Here is a 25,161-nt window from a genome sequence, read left to right as displayed (position 1 = left end):
CATGGCCGAGACAGCCGACGTCGTGGATACCGTCAAGCAGGGGTACGCGTTCGAGGGGCCGGCGATCGAGCTCGGCGCACTGCTGGTCGACGGTACGCCGAACCCGGCGGCCGCGGTTCGGATCCCGCTGTCGATGGTGAACCGGCACGGCCTGGTCGCCGGCGCCACCGGTACCGGCAAGACGAAGACCCTGCAGTTGATGGCCGAGCAGCTCTCGGCAGCCGGGGTCGCGGTGTTCGCGGCGGACATCAAGGGCGACCTGTCCGGCGTCTCGCAGCCCGGCGAGGAGAGCGAGAAGCTGCTGGCCCGGACCAAGACGATCGGCCAGGAGTGGACCGCCACCGGCTTCCCGACCGAGTTCTACGCGCTCGGCGGCCAGGGCTCCGGCATCCCGATCCGCGCCACCATCACCTCGTTCGGGCCGGTGCTGCTGTCCAAGGTGCTCGGTCTCAACGACGTCCAGGAGTCCTCGCTCGGGCTGATCTTCCACTACGCCGACAAGCAGGGGCTGACCCTGCTGGACCTGAAGGACCTGCGCGCGGTCATCACCCACCTGACCAGCGACGAGGGCAAGGGCGACCTGAAGGAGCTCGGCGGGCTGTCCGCCGCGACCGCCGGGGTGATCCTGCGGGCCCTGATCGGGTTCGCCGACCAGGGAGCCGAGGCGTTCTTCGGTGAGCCCGAGTTCGACACCGCGGACCTGATGCAGGAGCGCAACGGCAAGGGGGTCGTGTCGCTGCTGGAGCTGCCGAACCTGCAGGACCGCCCGGCGCTCTTCTCCACCTTCCTGATGTGGCTGCTGGCCGACCTGTTCCACGACCTGCCCGAGGTCGGCGACGTGGACAAGCCGAAGCTGGTCTTCTTCTTCGACGAGGCGCACCTGCTGTTCAACGACGCGTCGAAGGCATTCCTGGACTCGATCGCGCAGACCGTGCGGTTGATCCGCTCCAAGGGCGTCGGCGTCTTCTTCGTCACCCAGACCCCGAAGGACGTGCCGGACGACGTACTGGCGCAGCTCGGCTCCCGGGTCCAGCACCAGCTCCGGGCACACACCCCGAACGACGCGAAGGCTCTGAAGGCCACGGTCTCCACCTTCCCCAACTCGTCGTACGACCTGGCCGAGGTGCTGACCCAGCTCGGCATCGGCGAGGCGATCGTCACGGTGATGAACGAGAAGGGCGCCCCGACCCCGGTCGCGTGGACCCGCCTGCGCGCACCCCAGTCCCTGATGGCACCCGCCTCCGCCGAGCAACTCACCGCCACGGTCCAGGCGTCGCCCGGCAACGCGAAGTACACCGAGGTCATCGACCGCGAGTCCGCCTACGAGAAGTTGGCCGCCAAGGTCCAGGCAGGCGCCGCCCAAGCCGAAGCCGAAGCTGAAGCTGAAGCTGAAGCTGAAGCCAAGGCTGAGCCGCAACCGAAGGCCGCCCCCCGCTCCCAAAAACAAGAAAAATCCATGGTCGAGCAGGTAATGGGCTCCTCCGCCTTCAAACAATTCGCCCGCTCCGCCGGCCGAGAAATAGTCCGAGGCCTCTTCGGCGCCGCCCGCCGCAAACGCTGACCCCCGCCGGCCGGCTTGCAGACCTCCTGCGCCACCGACTGCTTTCATCCGCCCTGCGGATCAGTCGACTGAACTCTTCGGCGGTTACCGCACGACGGCTGCTTCGGTCGCGAGCGCGTCGAGGTGATACGTGATGGCGGCTGTCAATTTCTCGGCCGTGTAGCTGTCCGCTCGCATGGCCGCGTGCACCGCGAGGCCGTCGAGCCAGGCGTGCAGCCGCTCAGCCTCAGCCGGTACGTCGGCCGGGGCGAGACCGGCTGCCGAGAGGTCAGTGAGCATCGCTCGACAGCCGGCCCGGAGCGCGTCGTATCCCTCGTCACGCAGGGCCCGAAGCGCCGGGTCGACCATGGCCCGGGACGTGAAGGCCAACCAGACCTCGTTCTCGGCGCGCCGGTCGTCATCGAGCGGGAGCAGTTCAGCCAACACGCGCTCTGCTCGTCGCCTCGGGTCGGGCTCGGGCTCCAGCCTCGCGAGGCGGGACTCGATCCGATCGATGACCGTCCGGAACGCGAAGACCATCAGCTCGGTCTGACTCACGAAGTAGTGGCGCAGCGATCCCATCGACAGCCCCGCCTCACGCGCGACATTGCGCACCGAGGCCTGCTCCAGGCCATCGCGGCGTACCACCCGCAGTACCGCCTCGACGAGCTCGGTGCGGCGCTCCACCGGATCCACAACCTTAGGCACTGGCTCTTTATAGCACAGTCGTGCTACGTTGCGGTGGTAGCACAGTCGTGCTACTAAACGTGTCGGAGACCCCCACCATGACCCTCGTCAACAAGCCAGAAGCAGAACCAGGGCACCGCCGTGGCCTCACCGCGCTGCTGCGCCAGCGCAGCGTCCGCCTGGCCGTCTTGGGCTGGGTGGCCTGCAACGGACTGGCTCTTGCGGTGGCGGGAGACACGTTGCCGTTCGACTGGCCGAGCGCCGCCGCCCGGACACCGCTCGGTCGGGTGGTGGACGCCAACCTCGTCCTCATCGAGGTGCTGCTGCTCACCGCACTGACCTACTGGGTCTCCCGCAAACGGGCGATGCCTGACCTCGCCAGTCGCGCACCGCGGCGATCCTTGGCCGCCCGCGAAGCGCTGTGCCTGCTTCTCTACGCGGCAGGCGCGTTGGGCCTCGGCTTCGCCCTTGCCCGACTCGCCGGATGGCATCCCTTCGGTCTTCACCTCGCGGGCTCGATCTACGGAACACACGAGCATGTCAGCCCTGGCGAGGCCATCGCCTGGGCGAGCTTCAACCTGGTCATCTACGCGGTGGTTCCCCTGCTGTACTTCCGCCGGCGCTACTCGGCCGAGGCGCTCAACCTTCGCTCGGGCAACCGCCGCGCCGACGCCCTACTCATCGGAGTGATCCTCAGCGTCGAATCACTCGTGCAGATCGCCACGCTCGATCCGGAGATCTTCGACCTCCCCGCCCGTCAGATCCTGCTCGGTGCTCCGCTGACCTTCACGCTGTACCTCGCCGGCGCCGTACTGCCCGCCATGGTCTTCATCTACGCGATCTTGGTGCCGCGCTTCCTCTTGCTCACCGGCTCGACCACCGCCACGGTCATCCTCGGTGGGCTCACCTACACGGCGCTGCATGTCTGGGACGCGTGGACGATCTTCGATTCACCAGGCAACGCCGCCCTGTCGGTGGCCTTCCTGATCCTGACCTACTTCGCACCGGGAATGTTCAAGACCGTCCTCACGGTGCGAACCGGCAACGCGTGGGTTCACGTCTGGGCCTACCACGCGTTCGCACCTCACACCCTGGCCGATACGCCACACTTGGTCCACGTCTTTCACCTCAAATAGGGCGGCGCCGGCCGCCGAAGCGCGCGAGCCGCGACGTGCTGGGCTGCTCAACTTCCGCACCTCCACGCTGGCTGGCGGCGGCCTGGGTCCCGGCCACCGCCGAGCCCGCCGGGCGCATGGATCCAAATCGTGCACAGCACTGAGGGTGTTGTTTTCGAGCAGGATCGAAATGGTCACGCTAGGTGGTTCGATCGTTGATTGTTGATCAAACGACTGACCTATCAACGGGTTGACTTCGTTTCCAACTGGTTATCCACAGCGCGCCGTCGCGGATTGGGACTGATCCCTCACTCGTCGTACCGTGAGGGGTAATGGTTGCGCAGAGTAGGCGAGCGGTACGGCATTGGGCGCTCTGGACCCTGACGGTCCCGGCGTTCGGGTTGGTGGTGCTCGTGGACCTCGCCGCCATCTCCTACGGGATAAAAGCCTTCGCCGAGCTCCCTTCCTGGCGCGGCATCGACGTCGTGTTCGCCCTGACCGTCTCGGCCCTGATCGCCGTCGAGGGCGCCCGTCGGGTCGAGAGCCGTCGCCGGCGCGGCGGTCCACTCCACAAAGACCTGGCCCCTGCCTGGATGATCGCTGCCGCCGTCGTGCTCCACCCGGCCTTGGCGATCCTCGTCGCACTCCTGCTGCGGATCTGGTGGCGGATCAGAGCCGGCAAGTGCATCCCGTACCGCTGGGCCTTCTCCACCGCGGTCCACGTGCTCGCCGTCGGTGCCGCCCACGCCGTCTTCGTCTCCGCGCGAGACCTCACCGGCTCGAGCGGACTGGGCCTGGTCGCCTCGATGGGCGCCGCCGCGGCCGTGTACGTCACCGCGGACACCCTGCTCTGCGGCCTGGCGATCTCGCTGATCGTGCCGGGCAGCAGTCGCCGGGACACCGTCGGCGGCAAGGACGACCTCTGCGTCGACGCCACCGCCGCCACGCTCGGCTGCCTGCTAGCCGCCGCGACGCTGGTCAGCCCGTGGTTCGCGTTCGTCGCCATCCCGATCACCCTGAGCGCCCAGCGCGCGTTGCTGCTCGGCCAATTGGAGTCCGAGGCGCAGACCGACCCGAAGACGAATCTCGGCCGGGTCGACTGGTGGCGCCGCCGGACCGAGGAGATGCTCCGCCGGTCGCGGACGCAGCGCGAGCCGATGGCGGTGCTGCTGATCGACATCGACCACTTCAAGCAGGTCAACGACCGGCACGGCCACCTCGTCGGCGACGAGGCCCTGCGCGCGGTGGCGACGATCCTTCGCAGCGCCATCCGGACCAAAGACGTGATCGGACGGTTCGGTGGCGAGGAGTTCGTCATCTCGCTCCCCGACACCGATCTGGACGACGCGACCGTCACCGCCGACCGCCTCCGCTCCGCCGTCGCCGCGAGCCCACTCGCCGCCATGTGCGCGGGAGCATTGGACGAGCCCGACCTGGATCCGGACACGTTCGGGCTGACCGTCTCGATCGGCGTCGCCGTCTACCCCGCCGACGGCACCACCGTCGACAACTTGCTGCTCCGCGCCGACCGAGCCATGTACGCCGCCAAGGCCGCTGGCCGCGATCGCGTGCGCCTGGCCGCCGACCTGCTCACCGCCGACCTGCGGCGCCCCACCCTGCACCAGACTCCCGCCGACACCCTGCAACCCCGCTGACGTGCCGCCGGGCACCGAGCCCGCTGCCGGATGCCGAGCGAGAAACCGTGGGTCGCTGAGCGGCGGCAGAACCTTTTCGGGGGTGGGGGCGTCTTCAGCAGCGGAAGGTGACGACGGGAGAGGGTATGCAGCGGTCTGAGAGCCGCGACGAGGACTTCACGGCTTTCGTGCTCGCACGGTCCGCGCGGTTGGTGCACATCGCGCGGATGCTGTGCGGCGACGCCGCGCTCGCCGAGGACCTCGTCCAGACCGCGCTCGAGAAGGCCTATCTGCGCTGGGACCGGATCGAGCTGGGCGACCCGTTCGGCTACGTCCGCCAGGCCGTGGTCAACCAGCACCTGTCGTGGGTCCGGCGCCGGCCGTGGCGGGAGCGGCCCAGCGGTCACGCGGCCGAGCTGGACCAGAGCCTTGGCTCGCACGTCGTCGACCCGGGCGCGGCGGTGGATCGCAAGCTGGCGATCGCCGGCGCCCTGCGGGTGCTGACCAGGAGGGAGCGGGCGGTGGTGGTGCTGCGGTACGTCGAGGACCTGACGGAGGCCCAGACCGCGGCGACCCTCGGTGTGGCGGTCGGGACCGTGAAGAGCGCGAACTCCCGCGCCCTCCAGAAACTCCGCGCTGCCCCGGAACTGAGCGGCAGTTACGTGGGAGAGCAGTCATGAACGACGACGAGATCAGGGACGCCCTCCGCCCGGACGACGGCATCGAGCCGCTCGATCCGGCGAAGGTGATCACCGGCGCCCGGCGACGTCGCCGTAAGCGTGAGCTGACGACAGGCAGCCTCGCGGCGGTCGCAGTACTGGCTGTTGTCGCGGGCGGCATCATCGCGACCGACGGCGCGAACAGCGGTGCGCCCGTCGACCCACCCGTCGTCGGTACGCCGAGCAGCACCCCTTCGGCCCGTACTTCGACGCCGCGCGCGACGAGTACTACGGCGATGTCTGCCGCGCAATTGCTCGCCAACTGCAAGGTGGCCCTGGCCGAGGCGAACCCGAAACCCGGCGCGAACGCGACACAGCAAGCGTTGCTCGAATCACCTCAGGGGTCGGTGATGGTCATTGCTGACAGCAAGTATTGGGCGGCCTGCGACAACGGGTACAGCTCCGAGGGCGAGGCCCAGGTGTCCGCGCGGCGCCCGGCCGGCCTGGTTGCGCCGAGTCCGCAGGACAAGGACGCCTTCGCCGTCGCGCAGAATCGCCTCACTCAGCCGAGCGGGAACTACGACGACTTCGAGTACTACTGGGCCGCGGGTCGCCTGCCGACGGGTGTGAAGACGGTCAGGTACTCGTTTCCCGACGGCAGGACCGTGGATGCCACCGTGCAAGGCAAGTACTGGTTGATGCACTACTGGTCGTTGCAGCAGACGCCTGGTGGCTCGGAGGGAGGCGCGACCCCGGGTGCCACCGACAAGATCCGGGTCCGGCTGGTGGCCGCGGACGGCACGGTGGTGAACGACTTCCGGCTGGCGGAGCCCGAGCAGATCTGCGCGCAGATCACCCACGGCTGCTGAGATCCCTGCCAGCACGGAATCCTCCAGCGCAGAACCTTTCCGAAGCCGGTCGCGTCCTTCAGCCCGAGACAGCGAGCAAACACTTGCGGAGGGCAACGATGAAGAACGACGACCTGACCGAGGAGATCGCGGACGGCGAAGGGCCGGCGGACCAGCCGGTCAGATCCCGCCGGATGCTGCATCTGGCGGTGACCGGGCTCGCCGTGGCGGCCGTCGCCGGCATCGCGATCGCCGGCTCCGCCGCAGCCCGAACCGGCAAGGCCGGCAACCCAACCGGTACTGCGGTAGCCGGCTCCGGCCCAGCCGCCACCCCCGGCAACCCCATCCCCCCAAGCGCCACCCCCGACAACACGATCCCGGGCCGAGCGACATCCGGGCAGGCGACGCCTGGCCAGGTGACGAAGAGCGAGGGGCGGGTGGATCCGAGGTCGATGCCCGAGCCCAAAGAGCAGCCGCTGCCGGGAGATCCGGTGGCTGCGTGCAAGAAGTTGGTCGCGGAGTCGGCCGGGCACCCCGGACAGAACGCAAAGGTAGTCGCGCGGCTCGACGGAGCTCCGGGCGCCGTGCTGATCCTTGCCGATAGCAAGTACTGGGCCGGCTGCGACACGGCGTACGCGCGGCACGACGGCCAGGGCTCGCTCAGGGAACCGGCCAGGATCGCCAAGCCGTCCGCTACGGATGCCGGCGCCTTCGCAGTGGCGAACAACATCATCCCGACCGCCGGCAAGAAGTACGAGTACTACTGGGCGGCCGGAATGATGCCGAGCGGCGTCAGCAAGATTGCCTACACCTTCCCCGACGGCGTCACCGCCCAGGCCGTTGTCAAGGGCAACTACTGGGTGATGCAGTATCGGCAGGCCAAGCCCTGGGTCGAGGGTGCCGACGCCGACCAGCCGAAGATCAAGGTCACCCTGTCCCGCGCGAGTGGCACGGTGGTCAAGTCCTACAAGCTCGTCTGGGGCGAGCAGACCTGCGCCCAAATCTCCCACGGCTGCTGACCCCACGCCGCGTCCGGGGGAACCGCGGTCGCCCACGGTTCCCCGGACGCACGCGATCAGCAGGCGGCGAAGGTCCCGGCGTTGATCCAGGCCTTTGCGACGTACATGCCCGGGTGGACGCGGAGCCAGACGTTGCTGGTGCCCTGCGAGCCCGTCACGCTCTGGCCGGTGGTCTGGCACTCGACCGTCACCTGGGCCGACTTGCCCGCCATACCCACGACAGCGCCAGTGGAGCTAGCGGCATTGCGGATGTTGAGGTAGCCCGACGAGATCGACACAGTGCCGCGACCGCCGGTCCCGGTCCACAGGTACGTCGCGTCGACCCACGCGTTGTTCGTCAGCTTCAGCGCGTCCCAGAACACGCCGTCGGCCAGGTCGATCCCGGCCGGGTTGGCGACGGTCCGGCCGAACTGGTCCTTCCCGCCGTTGTAGCCGTTCTGGTACGCCGCTTGGGCTTCCGGCTTGCCCTGCGGAAGGTCCTTCCACATCTCCCGGGTGGCGCTCGGGTTCCAGTAGTCGTCCTTGGTGTTCCACGGACCGACGTCCCAGACCGGCTCAAATGCGCATCGGGTGGCCGTGCACACCTTGACCGAGTAGTTGCCGGAGCCGTTGTTCGCGAGGCCCCGGCGAGACGGCAGCGCGACGAAGTGGTCCCGGCTGATGATCACGTGCCCGTTGGCCGTCGTACCGCCGACCAGGCCTTCGCGGGTGGCGAAGACGTGGGACGTCAGCGGCGCGGCCTGGACATCGATCCCGCTCGGGTCCGCCTGGTTCGTGGGCTGGACGCTGACGTCGCTCACCCACGGGCTGCCACCCTGTGGCGGCGCGATCACGATGATCCGGAGCTGGACGAGCTCACTGGCCTCTGGGAGCACGGTCGGCGATCCATTCCTGGCCGGTGTCCATTCGGTCCACTGGTCCTTCACCAGTGCCCGTACGTCGACCTCGGCCGTCGAGTTGTCCGGCGTACCGGTCTGGTAGTTCGCGATGACGGCTGAGGTGGCCGCCGGGAAGCGGATCGGGTCGAGGTTGGCGATGCCCGACCGTTGCCGGACCTCGACCGACCCCATGGACGCGGGGGCGTCGCCGAGGATGATCCGGTTGCCGTCGACCTTGACGTTGGTCGAGCCGTCGGCGGGTTGAGCAGCGACTCTGACGGGATCGGGGGTGGCTGCGGAGCTCGGAGCCACCGCGAGAGCGAGCGGTGTGATGGCTAGGGCGGTGGCCAGGCCGGCTGCCACTTTCGCGGTGAGGGTGATACGCATGGCGATACCTCCGGGGCGGTGAAGGTCACCGGGTGCGCTACCCGGCTCACCTAATGTGACAAACAAACCGTGCCCCTGTATAGCTCGTGAATAAATTTCTTCCGACGAATCGGTGACCGGACAGAACCTGGTGCGGCACCCAGCGGGTTAGGACCGGTGTGACAGAGGCAGAGGAGATTCGATGACCCGGGCCGCGGACGCCGACTTCGAGCGCTTCGTGCAGGCAAATTCGACCCCGTTGCTCCGCTTCGCGGAGATGTTGTGCGGTGATCGGCACACGGCCGAGGACCTCGTGCAACAGGCGTTGATGCGGTCCTATCCGAAGTGGCACCGGCTGGACGGTGATCCCCTGCGCTACGTCCGCCGGGTGCTGGTGAACCGCTTCCTGACGTCCGCCCGCCGTCGCTGGTCCAACGAGGTGCCCAGCGACCCGGTGGACAACGACTGGGACCAGCGGTCCGTCGCGGACTTCGCCGGTGAGGTGCAGACCCGCGAGGCCGTGCTCGGCGCGCTCGCCGGGCTGACCGTCCGGGAGCGCGCGGTGGTGGCGCTGCGGTACTCACAGGATCTCTCCGAGGCCGAGACGGCCGAACTGCTCGGGATGGCCGCCGGGACCGTGAAGAGCACCGCGTCCCGGGGCCTGGCCAAGCTGCGTCTGGCACCCGACCTGATCGATTCCACCGTTGGAGGACATGCATGACCGACGAGCAGCGGGTGCGCAGCGCGCTCGAGTACGACCTGGAGCCCTGGCAGCCCGACCCGGCCGAGCTGATGCGTCGCGGCCGGCGGCTCGCCTGGCTCCGCCGAGGACTGGCCGCGGCGGGCGTGACTGCCCTCGCCGGCACTGTCGCGACGGTGTCCGCCGCGGTCGGGGGACCTGGTGACGTGCGGAACCTGCTGGCCGGTGGCGGCAAGCCGTCCGTACCGGCCGCGGTGCCCACCGCCCTGCCGTCGGTGGACCCGACCTGCCTGCCGACCGTGCCCGCGAAGGTGCCGCACAAGGTGAAGGTCGAGGTGGAGGTGCCCGCCGTACCGGCAGGCAAGCCGAAACTGCCGCCGGTCCCCAAGCCGTCGCTCCCGGCCAAGCCGACCCTGCCGAGCAAGCCGACGCTTCCGAGCAAGCCAACGCTGCCGGAGAAGCCCAATGTGCCGACCACACTGCCGAGCCTGCTGGGCAAGCCGTCGCTCCCGACCGCAAAGCCGTCCCTGCCGGGCAAGCCTTCCTTGCCTCCGCTTCCGACGACCAAGCCGTCGCTGCCGGGCAAGCCGAGCTTGAGCCTGCCGCCGGTCCCCACTGCCAAGCCGTCGCTCCCGAGCAAGCCCAGCATGCCCCCGGTCCCGACGACCAAGCCGAGCCTGCCGAAGCCCGCAGTACCGGCGAGGCCGACTCTGCCGCCGTGCGTGCAGGTTCTGGTCCCTAGCGCAAAGCCGTCCCTGCCTGGCAAGCCTTCGTTGCCTCCGGTCCCGATGACCAAGCCGTCGCTGCCAGGTAAGCCGAGCTTGAGCCTGCCGCCGGTCCCGACCGCCAAGCCCTCGCTCCCGGGTGAGCCCAGCCTGCCCCCGGTGCCGACGGCGAAGCCCACCTGGCCGACCACGAAGCCCAGCCTGCCGACGACCAAGCCGAGCTGGCCCGCCACGCCCCACCCGACGTTGCCGACCGGTATCCCCTCCTCCCACCGGTAGGCAGTCGCAGTCACCGGCGAGTAGAGCCCTCCACCGATCGACGTCTACTCGCCGGTGACCCCATCGGCCAGCTCGCGGGCGATATCGAGCTGGCCGATGTGGCGTGCGTACTCCTGCAGGACGTGGAAGAGGATCCAGTTCAGCGTCGGCGACTCGTCGTCCGGGCCGAACCGTCCGCCAACCGCGCCTTTAGAGGCCAGCTCGGCCCCGGCGACGATCTCCCGCGTCCGCTGACCGCCTGACCGCAGCTGATCGATAAGGCCTGCGAGAGTGTCCTCGGGATCGAGCTGCCAGGGCGCGTCGTCGACCCCGCCGGAATCACCCCACGGCCGGTCGACCGGCTCCGCGGTGTATCCCCAGCGCAACCAGCGTCGCTCCATGAACACCAGGTGTTTCAGCAACTCCAGCGGTGACCACCCCGACGGCAGCCTGCTGCTCCGGAGCTCCGCGTCGCTGAGGCCCTCGAGCTTCCGCACGACCGTCTGCCGGTAGTACTCGAGCCAGGCCAGGTGCAGCTCGCGCGTGTCTGCGAGTTGGTCGTCGGGCAGCATCACAGTTCCCGAAGGTACTCGGCGGTCTCGTCGTCAGCCGGGAAGAACGACTCGATCATCAGCTCCGACACCGTCACGTCCAGCGGTGTCCCGAAGGTGGCGATCGTGGTCAGCAGCGACAGCTCGCGGTCCCCGTGCCGCAGTCGCATCGGTACGACGACCTCGGCCGGCCCGGGCGGTTCCACCCGCTCGCCACCGGCGTACCCGCGCAACTCGTCGTACAGGTCCTGCAGGTCCGGGTCCGCAGTACTGGCGACCTGGCGGTGCAGGCTGGTCAGGACGCTTGCGCGGATCTCGGGCAGATTGGTGATCCGGCTGCCCAGGCCGTCCGGGTGCAGGGTGAGGCGGAGCGCGTTGATCGGGGCGGTGAGCAGCTCGGGCGCGACGCCGTCGGTGAAGAGGCGGATGCCGGCGTTCCCCTCGACGATGTTCCACCAGCGGTCCACCACCAGCGCCGGGTACGGCTCGTGAGCCCTGAGCAACCGCCGCAGCGCCTCACGGATCGCCAGCATGGCAGGCGAGTGCAGCGACGCCTCGCTGTAGATCGGCGCGTAGCCGCCCGCGAGCAGCAACTGGTTGCGATCCCGCAGCGGTACGTCGAGATGCTCCGCGAGGCGCAGCACCATCTCCCGGCTCGGCTTCGACCGGCCGGTCTCGACGAAGCTCACGTGCCGGGTGGACACCTCCACCTGGTTGGCCAGGTCCAGCTGGCTGAGTCGGCGGCGCTCCCGCCAGCCGCGCAGCAGCTCACCCACCGGGCGCTGGAACGTCTCCTCGACTGTCGCGGTCATGGCTTAGACCGTAACCGCTGAGGTGTTCACTGCCATTACCTGTGACGTCATCGACCATCGGCGGACTCCGGCGGCAAGGTTCTGGGCAACGAGAACTTCCACCACGAGGAGAACACGATGACCACCACCCCCGCCGCTCTCGCCGACCAGTACTTCGCGATGTGGAACGAGGCCGACGCCGACCGGCGCGCCGACATCATCGCGGCGGCCTGGTCCATCGAGGGCGTCTTCGTCGACCCGAGCTTCGAGGTCAGCGGTCACGAGGGCCTGACCAAGATGGTCGAGACCGCGCACCAGATGTTCCCGGGCCACAGCTTCTCCCTGACCGGCGAGATCGAGCAGCACCACGACCGCCTCCGCTGGAGCTGGCTCCTGGCCGCGGCCGGTCAGCAACCCGTTGCCGGGGGCACCGATGTCGTCAGCCTCGATACTGACGGCAAGATCCGGGAAGTGATCGGCTTCCTGGACTTCGCCCCGGCCCACTGAGCACGACCAGAACGATGAGTCGGAATACCGACTGATGTTGATCCAGGGCGGAGGTGGTTGCCACCGGCACCGGCTCGGGTGGTCGCGTCCGGCATGGGCGGAGGTGGTTGCGTCCCCGGGCTGCGTGATGGTGCTGGTCGGGGTGGTGTGCGTCAAGAGCGCTTCGCGTCCCTTCGGGATCGGAACGAGTTCCGACTCTGGACCCACACCACCCCGACCAGGGAAGGAACGCAGCTATCCCGGAGCCGCTCAGAGGTATGGGGACAAGGGCCGGGAAGCTCCTCCGCCCAAACGTCGGGCAGTTCCTCCACCCAAACGTCGGGGAGTTGCTTGCCCAGACGTTCGGGGAGCTGCCTCGCCCGGACCTTCGGGAGTTGCCCTACCCGGAACGGCAGCAGGGCTCCCGAAACCGGCACTTTGTGCACCACCTGAGCAGATCCCGGCGATCCGGACGCTCAATCGGTGCACAAGGTGGAGCCTCAGACACCAAGTCGGGACCTCGGACACGACATGACCTGTCCCCGCAGTCCCCGCAAGGTGTCCCAGGTCCCCACAACCCCACCGCCACCGGCGCTCGGCGCCCAGTGGGGGCGTCCGATGACGGGTCGTTCGGCCGCTGGCGCCTTACAAACCGCCAGCCGCCTTACAAACCGCCAGCCAGCGAATAAGCCGCCAGCGGTGCTCGCCGCAGCTCGCCGCCGCCCGCCCAGCCGCACGTCCCGCCGCACGTCCCGCCGCAGATTCGAGGGGGGTTACCCACTCCAGTTGTGGGTTACCCCTCCAACGCCCGGGGGCACAACCCACAACACCAGCAGGTAACCCCCGCAGTGAACCCCCACCCGCGCCCGGCCGGCAGCAGATCGCCGGCGTCTGAGGGGACAACCCCTGAGACGCAGGGATGCCCGCCCAGAATCCGAGGTGGCAACCCACACCCTCAGGGGTCAACCCTTCAGACGGCACGCCGAACACCGCCAGCCGCCAGCATCGGGGACGCGCAGGTGAACGTGCAGGTGGAAGGGAGAACCGAGCGCACCGGCGAGTGCCCCGCGGCACGGGTGGTCGTTGCCGTCGGCATCGTTGGCGCCGGGGCTGCTCAGCCTGCCAGTGACTTCAGGAGTTCGAGGGTCTTGGTCCAGCCCTGCAGCAGGGCGGACTCGTTGATCTGCCTGGTGCCGCCGTACTGCAGGAGCCGGCTGACCACCGGATGGATGCCGCTGGTCCCTCTGGGCAGGTAGGGCGGACCGCCGATCGTGTGCCCGGCCTGCGGGATCACGAGGGCCTCATGCGGATAGCGGTTGTTCGCCTTGTCGAGCTCCTGCACGATCAGCGGCGCCGCTGTCCACGACTGCCAGAGTTGGTCGTCCGTGCCGGCGACCGCCAGCACCGGACCGTTGACGCGGTCGACCGGCATCAGGTCACCAGCCGCGATCGGCCTGCCGTGCAGGGTCCACGCGCTGGTGTCGGGCAACGGGAAGGACGCGTTGGTGACAGCAGTCGGCGCGTAGAGGATCGCGCCGTGCACCAGGTCCGGGAAGTTCTGCGCCAGCAACAGTGCGGCCTCGGTGCCACGGGACGCGCTCATCACGATCACATGCGCCGGGTTGACGCCGGGCTGTCGCGCGAGCAGTCGGGCTGCCGAGGCGAAGTACTCCAATGGGATGTTGCGCAGGTTGTCGGGGACGCCGGGCGCGTGGAAATACGCGAGGTCCAGCACGGGGTAACCGTGTGACGCCAGCAGACCCGGTGCGGACAACGCACCCACGCCGCCTTCTGAGCCACCGAAGTACAGGACCGCGGGACGCTTCGGCTGACCGGGTGGTGGGAGAACCAAGGATCCCGTCAGTTGGTCGTTGGCCATGGTCAGTGGCTCGAGGGTCACCCCGTCGGCCATCCATTGCCTGGTCAGGGCGGTGTCGGCCAAGGTCTTGCCGTCCTTCCGGACCGAGACCTTCACGTCCTCGACCGGCTTCCCCGCCTTGGTCGGTGGGATGAAGGCCTGCTGGTCCGGATCGCCGTCCGCCGGGTTCATGGACCAGAAGAGGCCCATCCCGTCGACGGATTGGTAGGTGCCGTTCGACGGGCTCGCGTGGTCGAGGTCGACCACGCCGTGGTCGTCCGCCTTGAAGGTCGCCTCTCCGTGCCACTGCTTGCCGCCGACATCGACCGCCTGTGTCCCGACCTCGACGCTCTCGCCTGCCTTGAGCCCGCTGACCTTCAGGTGCACGGCCTGGTCCGCCAGCGAGACCGGATGGTCCACCTCGATAGTCGCGTGGTCACTGGAGCCTGGGGAACAACCCGCCAGGACAAGGGTCAGGGCAACGACGACGACCGGTCCACGCACAGGCACCACCACCCCATCGATCGCTTTCCGTTCTATCACCGCAACGGATCAGCGGCCGGTGCATCACCGGTCAGTCGAGGAAGGCGGTCAGCACCCTCTGGCAGCGAGGTGGATCCTCCGTCAGGCCGACGTTCAGCCCCCACAGCCAGTAGTCCACCGTGCGGAAGACGACCCAGTCGCGGGCGTACTCCCGGTCGAGCACGGCCTCGGACACGACGGTGTCGAAGTGCCCGACGATCTCGGCCGCGTCCGCCATCTCGTCGACCCGGGTCCACAGGATCCGGGCCAGGTCGTGCTCGATGTCGCCTCGATAGAGCACCGGGTCGACCGCGAGCCACGCCTCGCGCGTGCCCCGGAGTACCTGGTCCGCGTGCAGGTCTCCGTTCACCGCCGACTCCGCAGTACTGCGGGCGAGGGCGGGTGCCACCTCGAGCGCGGCGGCCAGGAAGCGCTGGTCGAACGGGCGTCCGAGGGCATTCCATTGGTCCTCGAGTTGGGCGCCCCGATCAGCGGCGATCTGGGCCGTGGAGTGTGCGTCCGCCGGAGCGGGTACGGCGAGCCGGCGCATCAGCCGGCCCATCACCGCGACTGCTTCCCCGACGGGACGAGTGCTCAGCGGTTCGCCCAGTCGCTCCAGGAGCATCGCCCCGCGACCGGCGTCGGCGTCGTACAGACGGACCGTTCCGCGCCCGTCCCACCACTGCAACGCACGGACCTGATCGAGCACCTCGGCACCCGGTGGCGACATCCGCAGGATCAGCGATTCGCCGTCCCGTTCGACCGGTACCGCGATCGCGTTGGAACCGTGTGCGAGCTCGCCGTCGACCTGCAGGTTCCACGCCTCACACTGAGCCTGTACGGCGGCAGGCAGTCCCTCGAGCCACGCCTTGCCATCGGTCCACCAGCGAGGCATGTCGAGAAACGTCTGCGGCAGTTCGATCATGCCGCAGACGCCAAGGCGAGGATCACGGCTTCTTGGCGACGCCCACCCACAGGCTGCACATCACGTCGGTGAACTCGCCCTTCGCCACCATGTCCTGGGTCTGCTGGTCCGGGTGCCACTGGAACGGCACGGACACTCCCGGCTCCACCAGCTCGAGACCGTCGAAGAACCTGGTGACCTCTTCCTTGCTCCGGACCTGGGCGTCTCCACCGTCGGCCTTGTAGACCTGGATCGCCCGCTCCCACAGATCGGGAGCGAAGTCCGGCGTGCAGTGCGAGAAGATCAGCAACGAGCCCGGCGCCAGCGGCTCGACGAGCTGCTTGACCAGGTCGTACGGCTTCAGCGCGTCGGGCAGGTAGTGGAACACGCCGACCAGGCTCAGCGCGACCGGCTTGCTGAGGTCGAGAGTCTCCCGGACCTCGTCCGACTCCATGATCGAGCGGGGGTCGGTGACGTCGGCCTCGAGGTAGGCGGTCTTGCCTTCCGGGCCGCTGGTCAGCAGAGCCCGCGAGTGGCTCAGCACGATCGGGTCGTTGTCCGCGTAGACGATGCGTGCCTCGGGCACCACCTCCTGCACGACCTCGTGCAGGTTCGGGCTGGTGGGAATACCGGTGCCGATGTCGAGGAACTGGGTGATGCCCTGCTCGGCCGCGTACCGCGCGGCGCGGTGCATCCACATCCGGTTGGACAGCGCCGCCGTCCGGAACCCCGGGAAGGCCTCGAGCAGATGCTCGGCCGCCTGCCGGTCGATCGCGAAGTTGTCCTTGCCGCCAAGGAAGTAGTCGTAAACCCGGGCACCGTGGGGCCGATCCAGTTGGAGGCGTTCACGCGTGGCGGCGTCGTCGGTCATCGATGGCTCCATCCGAAGGGAAACGGTCAGCGCGGCAGTCGTGATCGTAACCGATCTGCGACGCCAGGTGATGCCCGGTTCGGAGGATTTTACGAACCGGAGTGCCAGGGCTCCCCGTTCGGCGCGGTGCGGACGATGATGTGGTGCATGGGCGGAAACCGGAGGACCGGGAATGAGTAACTTGCAGTTCGATCCCGAGGTGTCGCGACAGATCGAGTCGGTCTACACGACCCCCGACGTGATCGAACAGCGCCGCGTGGTGCGCACCGCGCTGGCACTCCGGCCCGGTGACCGCGTCCTCGATGTGGGAGTGGGACCTGGGTTGCTCGCGGCCGAGATGGCGGCCGAGGTCGGGCCTCAGGGCCGGGTTTGTGGGATCGATATCAGTGACAGCATGCTCTCGATCGCCGGCACCCGCGCCCAGGTGCCCGGCGGACCGGCGGTCGAGCTGGAACTGGCCGACGCCGGCCACATCCCGCACGGCGCCGAGAGCTTCGACGTGGTCGTCTCCACCCAGGTCTTCGAGTACGTCGAGGACGTGGCGGGCGCGCTCGACGAGATCCGCCGCGTACTGCGGCCCGCCGGCCGGGTGGTCCTGCTGGACACCGACTGGGGGTCGATCGTCTGGCGGTCGAACGACGACGTCCGGATGGGCCGGGTGCTGACCGCGTTCGAGGAGCACCTCGAAGACTCGCACCTGCCGCGCTCGCTCGGCGACTCGCTGGAGAAGGCCGGCTTCACCCTCACCCATCTGCAGGTGGTCCCGATGCTGAACGTGGGGTTCGACCCCCGGACGTACAGCGCGGGCCTGATCGACATCGTCGCAGGCTTCGTCCCCGGCCGCGCGGAGGTGACCGAACAGGAGGCCCAGGCCTGGGCGAACGACCTCCGCGGCCTCGGCGCGGGTTACTTCTTCAGCCTCAACCGCTACCTCTTCGTGGCGTCCGCCCTCTAGCTCACCGCAGCAGGCAGCGGCAACAAGCGGTCGACGGTCGCGCGGCCGATCTCCCGCATCGCCTCGGGCGTCATCTCGGTCTTGGTCAGGAACTGCAAGCCCTGCTGGATCGTGAGGAGCAGCCGGCCGAGCTCGCGCGGATTCGTGTCCTCGGGCAGATCCCCGTCGGCGACCGCCTGTGCCACCGCGTGGGTGAAGCAGTCCTCTACCGCCTGGTACGTCGCCCGCGCGCGTCCCGTCACCTCGGGGTCCCGAGCGGCCAGTTCGGTTGAACTGTTCGCGAGGAAGCATCCCCGGGTGGGCGCCACCGGTCCGTGGTGCTCGGCGACCGCATCCTGCGGACCGGGGACGAAGAAGCCGCGCAGCACCTCGATCGCGCGATCACCGCGGGCGACCGCTCCGCAGACCCCCTCCGCCGTCTCGTGGGCGTAGGCGCTCAGCACCTTGAGGAACAACTGGCGCTTGTCGCCGAACGCGCCGTACAGGCTGCCCTTGCCGAGCCCGGTCGCTTTCATCAGGTCGTCCAGCGAGGTGGCCGCGTACCCGTTCCGCCAGAACTCGTCGCGCGCCGCCCGCAGCACCTGCTCCTCGTCGAACTTCCTCGGCCTGCCCATAAGAGCCAGCGTACCGGGTTATTTGACCGATCGGTCCTGAAAGGTTTTACTGGACCATATGGTCAATAACTCGCTGCAAGGCAAGCGCGCACTCGTCACCGGCGGTACCCGCGGGATCGGCGCGGCGATCGTCGCGAAGCTCCTGGCGGGCGGCGCCTCCGTCGTCACCACCTCCCGCACGCCCGTCGACAACCTCCCCGAAGGTGTGCACTACATCCAGGCCGATCTCGGTACTGCGCACGGCGCGACCCGTCTCGCCGCGGAGACGCTCCAGCACTTCGACGGCGGGCTCGACATCCTCGTCAACAACGCCGCCTCCGGTCAGGCTCACCCGAAGGGAGCCGCCTCGATCCCCGACGAGGAGTGGCAGTCGGCGCTGAACACGTCGTACCTGAGTGCGGTCTGGGTCACCGCACGGCTGCTGCCGGCACTGCTCGACGGCAAGGGCGCGATCGTGAACATCTCATCCGCGGTCACGCTCGACGTGGTACCCGCGCTGGCGCACTACGCAGGCGCAAAAGCGGCGCTGGAGAAGTACAGCCAGACCCTCGCGGCCGAACTCGCGCCACAGGGCGTCCGCCTCAACGTCGTCATCCCCGGAAACGTGGCGACCCCAGGGGCCGACAAGATCCGCCAGGACCTCGCCGACGCGGCCGGCATCCCGGTCGAGGCGATCACAGCCGGTACGCCGCTGGGTCGCGCCGGCATCCCCACCGACATCGCAGAAGCAGTCGGCTTCCTCGTCTCCGACCAGGCGCAGTGGATCACCGGCACCCAACTCCTCGTCGACGGCGGCGCCTCGGTAGGCCTAGCCGCCTGACACTTCTGGCCCACAGCGCTGCGGTCGAGTGGTCACGGAGGGCGGCCAGGGGGCGGGCGTATCGTGGGATACGCCCGCCGCCGTCGGTCGTTCTCCCGCCCCTCAGTGGGAGAACTCGCGGCTCGGTGAGCGCCACCCATGCCCGAATGGGGCCGACTGAACCGCGGGACTCTTATTTCGTACCCCACCATCGTGACCTCACACCCGGCCTGGCGAGAAACTTGACGTTCCTCATACAAGCGCCGACTCTGCGTGGACGGATGAACCCGCAGACCCCTACCCTGAAAGGCGATTCCGGTGGCCGGGGGAGGCGGCCGGACGTCAGGGGGAAGGGGAATGGGCGATGTCGGACGTCTTCGACGAGATCCTCGACGATGAACTGACCGAGGACGACCTGGACGAGCTGGAGGCTCTCGGCGCCGCGGAGGACGCGGACTTCCTGCTCGGTAATTTAGATGCCTGAGGCAAGGATCGTCTGGCGCGGGTTCGCGCTGAACAAGCGCACGGTGGCGATGGTCCAGGCGGCGGAGAAGCAGTACCGGTCGAAGTTCAAGATCATGCAGGGCTCCTACAACAAGGGTGGCGTCGAGGCCTCGGCCGGCACCCATGACGGTTGCGGCGCGGTCGACATCGCTGTGGCCAAGCTCGCACCCGCACAGCGCAGGGCCGTCGTGCTCGCCCTCCGCCAGGTCGGATTCGCCGCGTGGTTGCGGACACCCGCCCAGGGCCGCTGGCCGTACCACGTGCACGCGATCGCCTGCGGCGACAAGGACCTGTCCCGGGGCGCGGCGATCCAGGTCGCGGAGTACAGGCGCCGCCGGAACGGTCTGGCGAATCGCGGCAAGGACGACGGTCCGACGGGCTGCCACGGAATGACCTGGGAGCTGTACCTGAAGGCCCACCCGGCTCCGGTCCCGGTGGCCGTGCCGGACTCGACGATCTCGCTCGGCGCGATGTCGTACGCGCGGACCCACGACGTGATGACCGGCGTCTGGGGTGCCGACCGGGCCCGGGTGGTCGCCTGGGCCGCGCATCCGAAGGTCGGCGCGATCACCAAGGCCGAGACGATCCCGCCGGCCGGGGTTCCCTGGCACCTGCACTTTCAGCGCGTACTGCGGAAGGTTCAGGTGAAGTTCAAGCTGCCGGAGACCGGGAGCTTCACCGAGGGAGTCGCCGCGGTGATGAAGCGCTACGGCTACAAGATCACCGCCTGAGCCGGCCGGCCGCAGTACCGCGAGCAGGCACGACGACAAGGCCCCACCGGTAGCAGCCGGTGGGGCCTTGATTGGTCCACTACCGCCCGGGGTCCCGGTGCAGCTGTGGAGGTGGAGAGCGGAACCGACGCCGATGCAGGGGTCAAGACGTCAGCTCCGCTTGCTGAGGGGTTATCTCGTGTCGACCGCCCATGCCTGAGCCTGGTGGAACTCGAGGTGCTGCTGCATCGCGGCCGGTGTGCCGACCGATCCGAGGTGCTGCAGCGTCGGTACGACGACCGCGCGCACATCCGTCCGCTTCACTTCGTCCAGCAGCGCGTTGAACGCGGCGGACTGCGCGGCGTCACGCTCCGTGTAGACCGTGCCGAGGGTGTAGCCCTCGGCGTAGGCGAACTCGACAAGCGAGTCGGTCGCCGCGGCGAGCTCCTCGGCGCAGCTGAGCGCGTCGGCCCGGACGTAGCCGAGCAGCGTCGGGCGGGTGGTCATAGTGTCCGGTCCGGGGCGGCCGTGCTGCCGACGAGAACGGGCTCGCTGGTCACCCGGAGGGAGGCGAACCGGCGGCGCATGGCCTCTTCGTACTGCGCGGCCTGGTCCGCGTCGGCGGTGTGATCCGCGATCGGGTGAGCGCCGAACCAGACCCGCACGCGGCGGTGCGAGGCGGTGGTCTCGAACGACTCGGTCATCAGCGGTCCTTCAGCTCTCAAGTAATGTCCGGACGGCCCACAGGTGCACGATTCCGGCGGTGAGGTTGCCGGTGATCGATACTCACGGGTCCGCGTTGCTTAAGGAAAGAACACCTTAAAAAGTCTTCCCCCGGAATAGACTGGCAGGGACCTTTACAGAGGCCTTACGCGGTCCGGCCGGAGCGGTGAAACCGCTGGTCAGAGCGGCCGGGAGCGGTTTCGGACCAGCCCGTTTCGCGGTGTCAAGATATGGCAAGGCGTTGGCTGAATCGTTATGGACAAATTAGTGCAAACATTCGGTTCGAAGGCGAAATGTAGGGCTTCCTGCTAACGCTCGGCAGCCGACCGGCCACGCAAAGACAAATCGGCGCCCCACCGGCTTCGGTGGAACGCCGATCTGCTCAGGCTGCCGGCTGTCGAGCGGGCCGTCGGGTCAGCCCCGGCAGTGCTGCGAGCAGGCCGAGAGCGGCGGCGACCAGCGGCACCAGCAGGGCCGAGCGGAAGCCCTCCACTGTCAGATCGTCGGCCGCCGCGAGCACTGCGGCCACAACTGCCAGCCCAAGTGCGGACCCGAACTGGAAGGACGTTGTCAGTACTCCGCTGGCCAGTCCCTGTTCCTCCTCGGCTACTCCGTCAGTGGCGGCGATTGTCAACGGCCCGTAGGCCAGGGCGAACGCCAGCCCCAGGAGAATCAGCGCCGGCAGCATCGCTGCGTAACTCCAGTCGGTATCCAACGGCAGGAACAGCGCGTACGCCGCCGCGGCGAAGGTGAAGCCGCCGAACACCACTCGGCCGTTCCCGAAGCGATTCACCAGCCAAGGAGTCAGCGTCGGGGCCAGCACCGAGTCGATCCCGATCACCATCAACGCCAGACCGGTCTCGAGCTCGGACCAGTTCCGCAGTTCCTGCAGGTAGAGCACGGCGACGAACTGGAACCCGACGAACGAGCCGACGAGCAGAACCGCGCCGAGGTTCGCCCGCACCAGTGGACCACTGCGCAGGATGCCCAGCCGGATCAGCGGCGACGCCACCCGCTGCTCGATCACCACGAACAGCCCGAGCAACACAAGCCCGGCCACGAGGGTCACGGCGGTCTGCCCGGCGGCGACATCGGGTGCCCGTACGACGGTCGACACCAGCAGCAGCATCGACCCCGTCAACGTGAGCGCTCCGCCCAGGTCGAACCCGCCGGCGGTCTTGAGGGGCTCGGCCTCCCGTGGGATGAGGGCGATCGCCGCGACGAGAATCACCGCCGCCAGCACCACCGGGGCGAAGAAGACCCAGCGCCAGTCGATCGCCGTGAGGAGACCACCCGCAACCATGCCGAGGGAGAACCCGCCGGCGGCAGTACCGGCGTACACGAGCAGGGCTTTGTTGCGTTGCGGGCCCTCCGGGTAGGTCGTGGTGATGATGGACAGGCCGGCGGGCGTCATGAAGGCGGCGGCGATACCGGTGACGAAGCGGGCCACGATCAGCACCCAGCCTTCGGTCGCGAACCCGCCGAGTCCGGAGAAGGCCAGGAACACGACGAGCCAGCCGATGAACATCCGCCGCCGGCCGAGCAGGTCCGCCGCTCGCCCACCGAGCAGGACGAAGCCGCCGTAGCTGAGCACGTAGGCGCTGACGATCCACTGCAGTTCACTGGTCGACAGCCCGAGCTCGGCCCGGATGGAGGGCAGCGCGACGCCCATCATCGAGACGTCGATGCCTTCCAGGAAGATCGCGCCGCAGAGTACGAACAGGACGGCCAGGCCCGTCCGGTCAGGCGGTCCTGGGCGGTGGTGGCTGGCACGGGAGCTCTCCTCGGGTTCCTGGCGGTTCTCGCCGATGTGGTCGGTTACCTCTTGTAACTGATCTCATCCTGGGGAACTATCGGGGATTGTGGAAGAAGGCACTTCAAAGGAACCGAGTCACTCCGAGTGCACCGAGGACGCGTTCCAGTGGGACACCCGCGAGGACTGCGACGTACGGCAGATCCTGGACCGGATCGGCGACAAGTGGTCCCTGCTGGTGATCGCACTGCTGGACAACCGCGTGCTGCGCTTCACCGAGCTGAAGAAGACGATCGACGGGATCAGCCAGCGGATGCTGACCGTCACCCTGCGCCAGTTGGAGCGCGACGGCCTGGTCCGGCGCACGGTCCACCCCGTGGTGCCGCCTCGGGTGGACTACGAGCTCACCCCGCTCGGCGTCACCCTGCACGACACGATCCAGGCGCTCGTCAGCTGGACCGAGAAGCACCAGAACGAGATCGCCACCGCCCGCGCGACCTACGACTCCCGCGACGCGGTGGTCCGATGAGTCTGGGGCTGACGACCGACCTCGACGAGTCCCGCGCCCGCCTCGACCGCGAGTTCGGCGACAACGGCGGTCTGACCTGGGTACTACGGCTGCGCCCGTCCGACCGGGCGATCGGTGTGGTCGGCGTCTACTCCGACCAGGGAACGCCGATCCGCGGGGTGGGCTGGTATCTGCGGCGCGACTACTGGGGCCAGGGGCGCCGAAGGGCACCTACTGACTATCTCTGGTCCGACACTTCCCGATCGGCCTTAGTCAGCCTCATCCGGGTCAGGTGCGCCGGATGAGACGGTACTGCGAGCAGCGTCACGGGCGCGGCCAGTACTGCGAACGCGGCCAGCAGGTTGAGCGTCAGCGGCAGGCCGACGAGTGTCGTCATGGCGGGGGCGGCCAGGGCGCCGATGACGACGGTGAGGGAATCGACGGCGAAGAAGAGTGCGCCGATTCGTCCGAGTAGCTCGGTCGGTGAGATCCGCTGCACAGTGGTCTCGGCGGTGATCAGTAGCACGCTGCCGGGTAGTCCGATCAGGGCTGCGGCCACCATCGCCCAGGGCAGGCTTGGCGCGTTGACCAGGGCGAAGAAGGCGCAGCCGGTGGCGACCTGAGTGGCGATGAGCAGGTCGCGAACTCCCAGCCAGGTAAGGGCTCTCGAGCTGATCGCTGCGCCGAGGAGATACCCCATGCCTAGTCCCGAGATGAGGTAGCCGACGGCGTAACCCGGTGCGTTGAGGCGGTCCACCGTGAATGGGACGAGGAGGGCGGTCAACCCGGCGTTGGCGGTGAGGAAGACGCCGTTGGCCAGCAGGATTCCGCGGAGCACCTTGCTGCGTCCGACGTATCGGAGTCCTTGCTTGAGTTGGCTGAATCCGTTGCCTGGTTGGGGTTCTGGTCTGACCTGGCGGCTGATCGTGGCGATGATTGCTGCGGACAACAAATAGCTAGCGATGTCGACGGCGAGGACGAAGTCGATGCCTGGGCCGGCGAGCAGGAGTGCGCCGAGAGGTGGTGCGGTCAGGCGGATCACGCTGCCGGAGACGGCGGTGAGGGCGTTGGCGGCCGCGAGTTCCTTGCCGGTGCCGACGACTGTCGGGGTCAGGGCGCGGGCAGCGGGGCGGAACACGGTGGTGGCCAGATTCTCTGCCAGGACGGCGATGTAGACGAGCCAGACGCGTTCTGCCGAATCGGCGAACAGGATCAAAGCGACGGCCGCCGCGCTGGCGAGATCCGCGAGCCACATCGCGCGGGAGAGGTTCCAGCGATCCAGCAGGACGCCGGCCCACGGGCCGACAATCAGCGCGGGGAGTGCTTCCAGTGCGAGCGTGAGGCCGGTCGCGACGGCAGAGCCGGTCAACTGGAAAACGTGAAATGGGATCGCCACGACCAGCAACCAGGAGCCGATCCCCGACACCCCGTTGCTGATCCAGAGCCGCCGGAAGTCGCGATGCGCCAGGATCCTCACCCGGTGAAACTATCTCCACAGAAGAATCCTTGGCAAGACTATTTCCTCAGGATAGTCTGTTGCCGTGGAACTGAGCGCCGAACTGAGGGACCGCCGCAAGGCCGCCGGCCGCACGATCGCCTCCGTCGCCGTCGACGCAGGCCTGTCCGTCCCCTACATAGCCAACCTGGAAAACGGCCGAGGCAACCCCACCCTCGCCGCCCTATCCCGCCTAGCCACAGCCCTAGACGCCCACCTCCAAGTCACCCTGGAAGACGACCCCCCACTCTCTGCCGACGCCACCACAGGTACCTCAGCCGACGAGGGGCTGGGCAGGACCTCCGGCCGGGCCCCGGGCGGGACCTCCGGCGCGGCCTCAGCGGCGCTGCTTGCAACCTCACCTCGAGCAACCAAGGTGATCGCCACCCTCGCCTCATCCCAGGGCCGCACCCGCCGCTCCGTCGAGCGCCAACTCCTAACCGCCCTCGAAGCCCTGACCCCGCTCCTCCCAACCCCACCCACCGAACCCGACCTCAACCGCCTCCTAGACCTACTCCTCCTCGCCGACTAACCGCCCCGCCAGGTTGACCACCGGCCAGCCACCCCCGGCCGGGTGATCACCGCCTAGCCGCCACCGCCGACTGACCGCCAGCGGCCACCGGCTAGTGACCACTGTCGGAAAGGGACCGCCGTCGGAATGGGGGCGCGGTTGGTTGGGGGCGCGGTT

At 68.5% G+C, this 25,161-nt stretch carries 27 protein-coding genes; 15 read left to right on the top strand and 12 right to left on the bottom strand.

What is annotated here, in order from left to right:
- The first annotated feature begins 1 nt into the window (after nucleotide 1).
- Nucleotides 2–1,561 (top strand): helicase HerA-like domain-containing protein, encoded by a 1,560-nt coding sequence (locus tag EV648_RS10375; RefSeq protein ID WP_132288234.1) that lies wholly within the window; start codon nucleotides 2–4, stop codon nucleotides 1,559–1,561.
- Nucleotides 1,562–1,645: 84 nt separating this feature from the next.
- On the opposite strand, the gene EV648_RS10370 is transcribed toward EV648_RS10375, so the two are convergent.
- Entirely contained in the window at nucleotides 1,646–2,248 is a 603-nt protein-coding gene (locus tag EV648_RS10370; RefSeq protein WP_132288231.1) for a TetR/AcrR family transcriptional regulator, read from the bottom strand.
- A 77-nt stretch (nucleotides 2,249–2,325) separates the two neighbouring features.
- Between EV648_RS10370 and EV648_RS10365 the strand changes: the two genes are divergently transcribed.
- The 5 genes from EV648_RS10365 (at nucleotide 2,326) to EV648_RS10345 (ending at nucleotide 7,502) form a co-directional block, all read left to right on the top strand.
- Entirely contained in the window at nucleotides 2,326–3,363 is a 1,038-nt protein-coding gene (locus tag EV648_RS10365; RefSeq protein ID WP_132288228.1) for a hypothetical protein, read from the top strand.
- A 311-nt stretch (nucleotides 3,364–3,674) separates the two neighbouring features.
- The gene (locus EV648_RS10360; protein WP_132288225.1) at nucleotides 3,675–4,997 is read left to right on the top strand and encodes a diguanylate cyclase; all 1,323 of its coding nucleotides are present in this window, start codon (nucleotides 3,675–3,677) and stop codon (nucleotides 4,995–4,997) included.
- Between the two features lie 125 nt (nucleotides 4,998–5,122).
- Entirely contained in the window at nucleotides 5,123–5,656 is a 534-nt protein-coding gene (locus EV648_RS10355; RefSeq protein WP_132288222.1) for a SigE family RNA polymerase sigma factor, read from the top strand.
- A complete protein-coding gene (locus EV648_RS10350) occupies nucleotides 5,653–6,504 on the top strand; it encodes a hypothetical protein (RefSeq protein WP_132288219.1) in 852 nt (283 codons plus the stop codon). The genes EV648_RS10355 and EV648_RS10350 overlap by 4 nt, the downstream gene beginning before the upstream one ends.
- Nucleotides 6,505–6,602: 98 nt before the next feature.
- Nucleotides 6,603–7,502, top strand: a complete 900-nt coding sequence (locus tag EV648_RS10345) for a hypothetical protein (RefSeq protein ID WP_132288216.1) — start codon at nucleotides 6,603–6,605, stop codon at nucleotides 7,500–7,502.
- A 56-nt stretch (nucleotides 7,503–7,558) separates the two neighbouring features.
- Here the strand turns inward: EV648_RS10345 and EV648_RS10340 are convergent, their stop codons facing one another.
- Nucleotides 7,559–8,767 (bottom strand): hypothetical protein, encoded by a 1,209-nt coding sequence (locus EV648_RS10340; RefSeq protein WP_132288213.1) that lies wholly within the window; start codon nucleotides 8,765–8,767, stop codon nucleotides 7,559–7,561.
- 181 nt (nucleotides 8,768–8,948) lie between these two features.
- Between EV648_RS10340 and EV648_RS10335 the strand changes: the two genes are divergently transcribed.
- Together EV648_RS10335 and EV648_RS10330 are read left to right on the top strand one after the other, a co-directional pair.
- The gene (locus EV648_RS10335; RefSeq protein WP_132288210.1) at nucleotides 8,949–9,467 is read left to right on the top strand and encodes a SigE family RNA polymerase sigma factor; all 519 of its coding nucleotides are present in this window, start codon (nucleotides 8,949–8,951) and stop codon (nucleotides 9,465–9,467) included.
- A complete protein-coding gene (locus EV648_RS10330; RefSeq protein WP_132288207.1) occupies nucleotides 9,464–10,450 on the top strand; it encodes a hypothetical protein in 987 nt (328 codons plus the stop codon). Before EV648_RS10335 ends, EV648_RS10330 begins: the two co-directional genes overlap by 4 nt.
- Nucleotides 10,451–10,494: 44 nt before the next feature.
- Here the strand turns inward: EV648_RS10330 and EV648_RS10325 are convergent, their stop codons facing one another.
- Nucleotides 10,495–11,001, bottom strand: coding sequence for a DinB family protein (locus tag EV648_RS10325; protein ID WP_132288768.1), 507 nt, complete (start codon nucleotides 10,999–11,001; stop codon nucleotides 10,495–10,497).
- A complete protein-coding gene (locus EV648_RS10320; protein WP_132288204.1) occupies nucleotides 11,001–11,792 on the bottom strand; it encodes a helix-turn-helix domain-containing protein in 792 nt (263 codons plus the stop codon). The genes EV648_RS10325 and EV648_RS10320 overlap by 1 nt, the downstream gene beginning before the upstream one ends.
- Nucleotides 11,793–11,909: 117 nt before the next feature.
- On the opposite strand from EV648_RS10320, the gene EV648_RS10315 reads away from it, so the two are divergent.
- Nucleotides 11,910–12,278 carry a nuclear transport factor 2 family protein gene (locus tag EV648_RS10315; protein WP_132288201.1) on the top strand — a complete coding sequence of 123 codons (369 nt, stop codon included), beginning with the start codon at nucleotides 11,910–11,912 and terminating at the stop codon, nucleotides 12,276–12,278.
- Between the two features lie 1,093 nt (nucleotides 12,279–13,371).
- On the opposite strand, the gene EV648_RS10310 is transcribed toward EV648_RS10315, so the two are convergent.
- The 3 genes from EV648_RS10310 to EV648_RS10300 form a co-directional block, all read right to left on the bottom strand.
- Complete coding sequence (locus EV648_RS10310; protein ID WP_199234522.1) at nucleotides 13,372–14,619, bottom strand: acyl-CoA thioesterase/bile acid-CoA:amino acid N-acyltransferase family protein; 1,248 nt, start codon at nucleotides 14,617–14,619, stop codon at nucleotides 13,372–13,374.
- A gap of 70 nt (nucleotides 14,620–14,689) precedes the next feature.
- A complete protein-coding gene (locus EV648_RS10305) occupies nucleotides 14,690–15,562 on the bottom strand; it encodes an aminoglycoside phosphotransferase family protein (RefSeq protein ID WP_132288198.1) in 873 nt (290 codons plus the stop codon).
- Nucleotides 15,563–15,584: 22 nt separating this feature from the next.
- Nucleotides 15,585–16,412, bottom strand: coding sequence for an SAM-dependent methyltransferase (locus tag EV648_RS10300; protein WP_132288195.1), 828 nt, complete (start codon nucleotides 16,410–16,412; stop codon nucleotides 15,585–15,587).
- A 172-nt stretch (nucleotides 16,413–16,584) separates the two neighbouring features.
- Between EV648_RS10300 and EV648_RS10295 the strand changes: the two genes are divergently transcribed.
- A complete protein-coding gene (locus tag EV648_RS10295) occupies nucleotides 16,585–17,367 on the top strand; it encodes a methyltransferase domain-containing protein (RefSeq protein ID WP_132288192.1) in 783 nt (260 codons plus the stop codon).
- On the opposite strand, the gene EV648_RS10290 is transcribed toward EV648_RS10295, so the two are convergent.
- Nucleotides 17,364–17,981: a TetR/AcrR family transcriptional regulator gene (locus tag EV648_RS10290; RefSeq protein ID WP_132288188.1), complete on the bottom strand. Its 618-nt coding sequence runs from the start codon at nucleotides 17,979–17,981 to the stop codon at nucleotides 17,364–17,366. The two genes, EV648_RS10295 and EV648_RS10290, sit on opposite strands and share 4 nt — an antisense overlap.
- 58 nt (nucleotides 17,982–18,039) lie before the next feature.
- Here EV648_RS10290 and EV648_RS10285 point away from each other — a divergent pair, with 58 nt between their 5' ends.
- A complete protein-coding gene (locus EV648_RS10285; RefSeq protein WP_132288185.1) occupies nucleotides 18,040–18,801 on the top strand; it encodes an oxidoreductase in 762 nt (253 codons plus the stop codon).
- Nucleotides 18,802–19,256: 455 nt separating this feature from the next.
- Nucleotides 19,257–20,015 carry a hypothetical protein gene (locus EV648_RS10280; protein WP_132288182.1) on the top strand — a complete coding sequence of 253 codons (759 nt, stop codon included), beginning with the start codon at nucleotides 19,257–19,259 and terminating at the stop codon, nucleotides 20,013–20,015.
- A gap of 171 nt (nucleotides 20,016–20,186) precedes the next feature.
- Here the strand turns inward: EV648_RS10280 and EV648_RS10275 are convergent, their stop codons facing one another.
- The 3 genes from EV648_RS10275 to EV648_RS10265 all read right to left on the bottom strand — a co-directional run bounded on the left by EV648_RS10275 (nucleotide 20,187) and on the right by EV648_RS10265 (nucleotide 22,392).
- On the bottom strand, nucleotides 20,187–20,501 hold the full coding sequence (locus tag EV648_RS10275; RefSeq protein ID WP_132288179.1) for a hypothetical protein: 315 nt from the start codon (nucleotides 20,499–20,501) through the stop codon (nucleotides 20,187–20,189).
- Nucleotides 20,498–20,698, bottom strand: coding sequence for a hypothetical protein (locus EV648_RS10270; protein WP_132288176.1), 201 nt, complete (start codon nucleotides 20,696–20,698; stop codon nucleotides 20,498–20,500). Before EV648_RS10270 ends, EV648_RS10275 begins: the two co-directional genes overlap by 4 nt.
- Before the next feature lie 401 nt (nucleotides 20,699–21,099).
- Complete coding sequence (locus tag EV648_RS10265) at nucleotides 21,100–22,392, bottom strand: MFS transporter (RefSeq protein ID WP_132288173.1); 1,293 nt, start codon at nucleotides 22,390–22,392, stop codon at nucleotides 21,100–21,102.
- 187 nt (nucleotides 22,393–22,579) lie between these two features.
- Here EV648_RS10265 and EV648_RS10260 point away from each other — a divergent pair, with 187 nt between their 5' ends.
- Both EV648_RS10260 and EV648_RS45155 read left to right on the top strand, forming a co-directional pair.
- Entirely contained in the window at nucleotides 22,580–22,999 is a 420-nt protein-coding gene (locus tag EV648_RS10260) for a helix-turn-helix domain-containing protein (protein ID WP_132288170.1), read from the top strand.
- Entirely contained in the window at nucleotides 22,996–23,283 is a 288-nt protein-coding gene (locus tag EV648_RS45155; protein ID WP_132288167.1) for a GNAT family N-acetyltransferase, read from the top strand. Before EV648_RS10260 ends, EV648_RS45155 begins: the two co-directional genes overlap by 4 nt.
- On the opposite strand, the gene EV648_RS10250 is transcribed toward EV648_RS45155, so the two are convergent.
- A complete protein-coding gene (locus EV648_RS10250) occupies nucleotides 23,217–24,455 on the bottom strand; it encodes an MFS transporter (protein ID WP_132288164.1) in 1,239 nt (412 codons plus the stop codon). The genes EV648_RS45155 and EV648_RS10250 overlap by 67 nt on opposite strands.
- A gap of 64 nt (nucleotides 24,456–24,519) precedes the next feature.
- On the opposite strand from EV648_RS10250, the gene EV648_RS10245 reads away from it, so the two are divergent.
- Nucleotides 24,520–25,005, top strand: coding sequence for a helix-turn-helix domain-containing protein (locus tag EV648_RS10245; RefSeq protein WP_132288161.1), 486 nt, complete (start codon nucleotides 24,520–24,522; stop codon nucleotides 25,003–25,005).
- Nucleotides 25,006–25,161 lie beyond the last annotated feature (156 nt).

The organism is Kribbella sp. VKM Ac-2568 (assembly GCF_004345365.1).
GTDB lineage: Bacteria > Actinomycetota > Actinomycetes > Propionibacteriales > Kribbellaceae > Kribbella > Kribbella orskensis.
This window is presented reverse-complemented; position numbering and strand designations above follow the sequence as displayed.

Coding starts and splice junctions, on each gene's coding strand:
- EV648_RS10375 (WP_132288234.1), top strand. CDS start 2: ATGGCCGAGACAGCCGACGTCGTGGATACCGTCAAGCAGGGGTACGCG.
- EV648_RS10365 (WP_132288228.1), top strand. CDS start 2,326: ATGACCCTCGTCAACAAGCCAGAAGCAGAACCAGGGCACCGCCGTGGC.
- EV648_RS10360 (WP_132288225.1), top strand. CDS start 3,675: ATGGTTGCGCAGAGTAGGCGAGCGGTACGGCATTGGGCGCTCTGGACC.
- EV648_RS10355 (WP_132288222.1), top strand. CDS start 5,123: ATGCAGCGGTCTGAGAGCCGCGACGAGGACTTCACGGCTTTCGTGCTC.
- EV648_RS10350 (WP_132288219.1), top strand. CDS start 5,653: ATGAACGACGACGAGATCAGGGACGCCCTCCGCCCGGACGACGGCATC.
- EV648_RS10345 (WP_132288216.1), top strand. CDS start 6,603: ATGAAGAACGACGACCTGACCGAGGAGATCGCGGACGGCGAAGGGCCG.
- EV648_RS10340 (WP_132288213.1), bottom strand. CDS start 8,767: ATGCGTATCACCCTCACCGCGAAAGTGGCAGCCGGCCTGGCCACCGCC.
- EV648_RS10335 (WP_132288210.1), top strand. CDS start 8,949: ATGACCCGGGCCGCGGACGCCGACTTCGAGCGCTTCGTGCAGGCAAAT.
- EV648_RS10330 (WP_132288207.1), top strand. CDS start 9,464: ATGACCGACGAGCAGCGGGTGCGCAGCGCGCTCGAGTACGACCTGGAG.
- EV648_RS10325 (WP_132288768.1), bottom strand. CDS start 11,001: ATGCTGCCCGACGACCAACTCGCAGACACGCGCGAGCTGCACCTGGCC.
- EV648_RS10320 (WP_132288204.1), bottom strand. CDS start 11,792: ATGACCGCGACAGTCGAGGAGACGTTCCAGCGCCCGGTGGGTGAGCTG.
- EV648_RS10315 (WP_132288201.1), top strand. CDS start 11,910: ATGACCACCACCCCCGCCGCTCTCGCCGACCAGTACTTCGCGATGTGG.
- EV648_RS10305 (WP_132288198.1), bottom strand. CDS start 15,562: ATGATCGAACTGCCGCAGACGTTTCTCGACATGCCTCGCTGGTGGACC.
- EV648_RS10300 (WP_132288195.1), bottom strand. CDS start 16,412: ATGACCGACGACGCCGCCACGCGTGAACGCCTCCAACTGGATCGGCCC.
- EV648_RS10295 (WP_132288192.1), top strand. CDS start 16,585: ATGAGTAACTTGCAGTTCGATCCCGAGGTGTCGCGACAGATCGAGTCG.
- EV648_RS10290 (WP_132288188.1), bottom strand. CDS start 17,981: ATGGGCAGGCCGAGGAAGTTCGACGAGGAGCAGGTGCTGCGGGCGGCG.
- EV648_RS10285 (WP_132288185.1), top strand. CDS start 18,040: ATGGTCAATAACTCGCTGCAAGGCAAGCGCGCACTCGTCACCGGCGGT.
- EV648_RS10280 (WP_132288182.1), top strand. CDS start 19,257: ATGCCTGAGGCAAGGATCGTCTGGCGCGGGTTCGCGCTGAACAAGCGC.
- EV648_RS10275 (WP_132288179.1), bottom strand. CDS start 20,501: ATGACCACCCGCCCGACGCTGCTCGGCTACGTCCGGGCCGACGCGCTC.
- EV648_RS10270 (WP_132288176.1), bottom strand. CDS start 20,698: ATGACCGAGTCGTTCGAGACCACCGCCTCGCACCGCCGCGTGCGGGTC.
- EV648_RS10265 (WP_132288173.1), bottom strand. CDS start 22,392: ATGATGGGCGTCGCGCTGCCCTCCATCCGGGCCGAGCTCGGGCTGTCG.
- EV648_RS45155 (WP_132288167.1), top strand. CDS start 22,996: ATGAGTCTGGGGCTGACGACCGACCTCGACGAGTCCCGCGCCCGCCTC.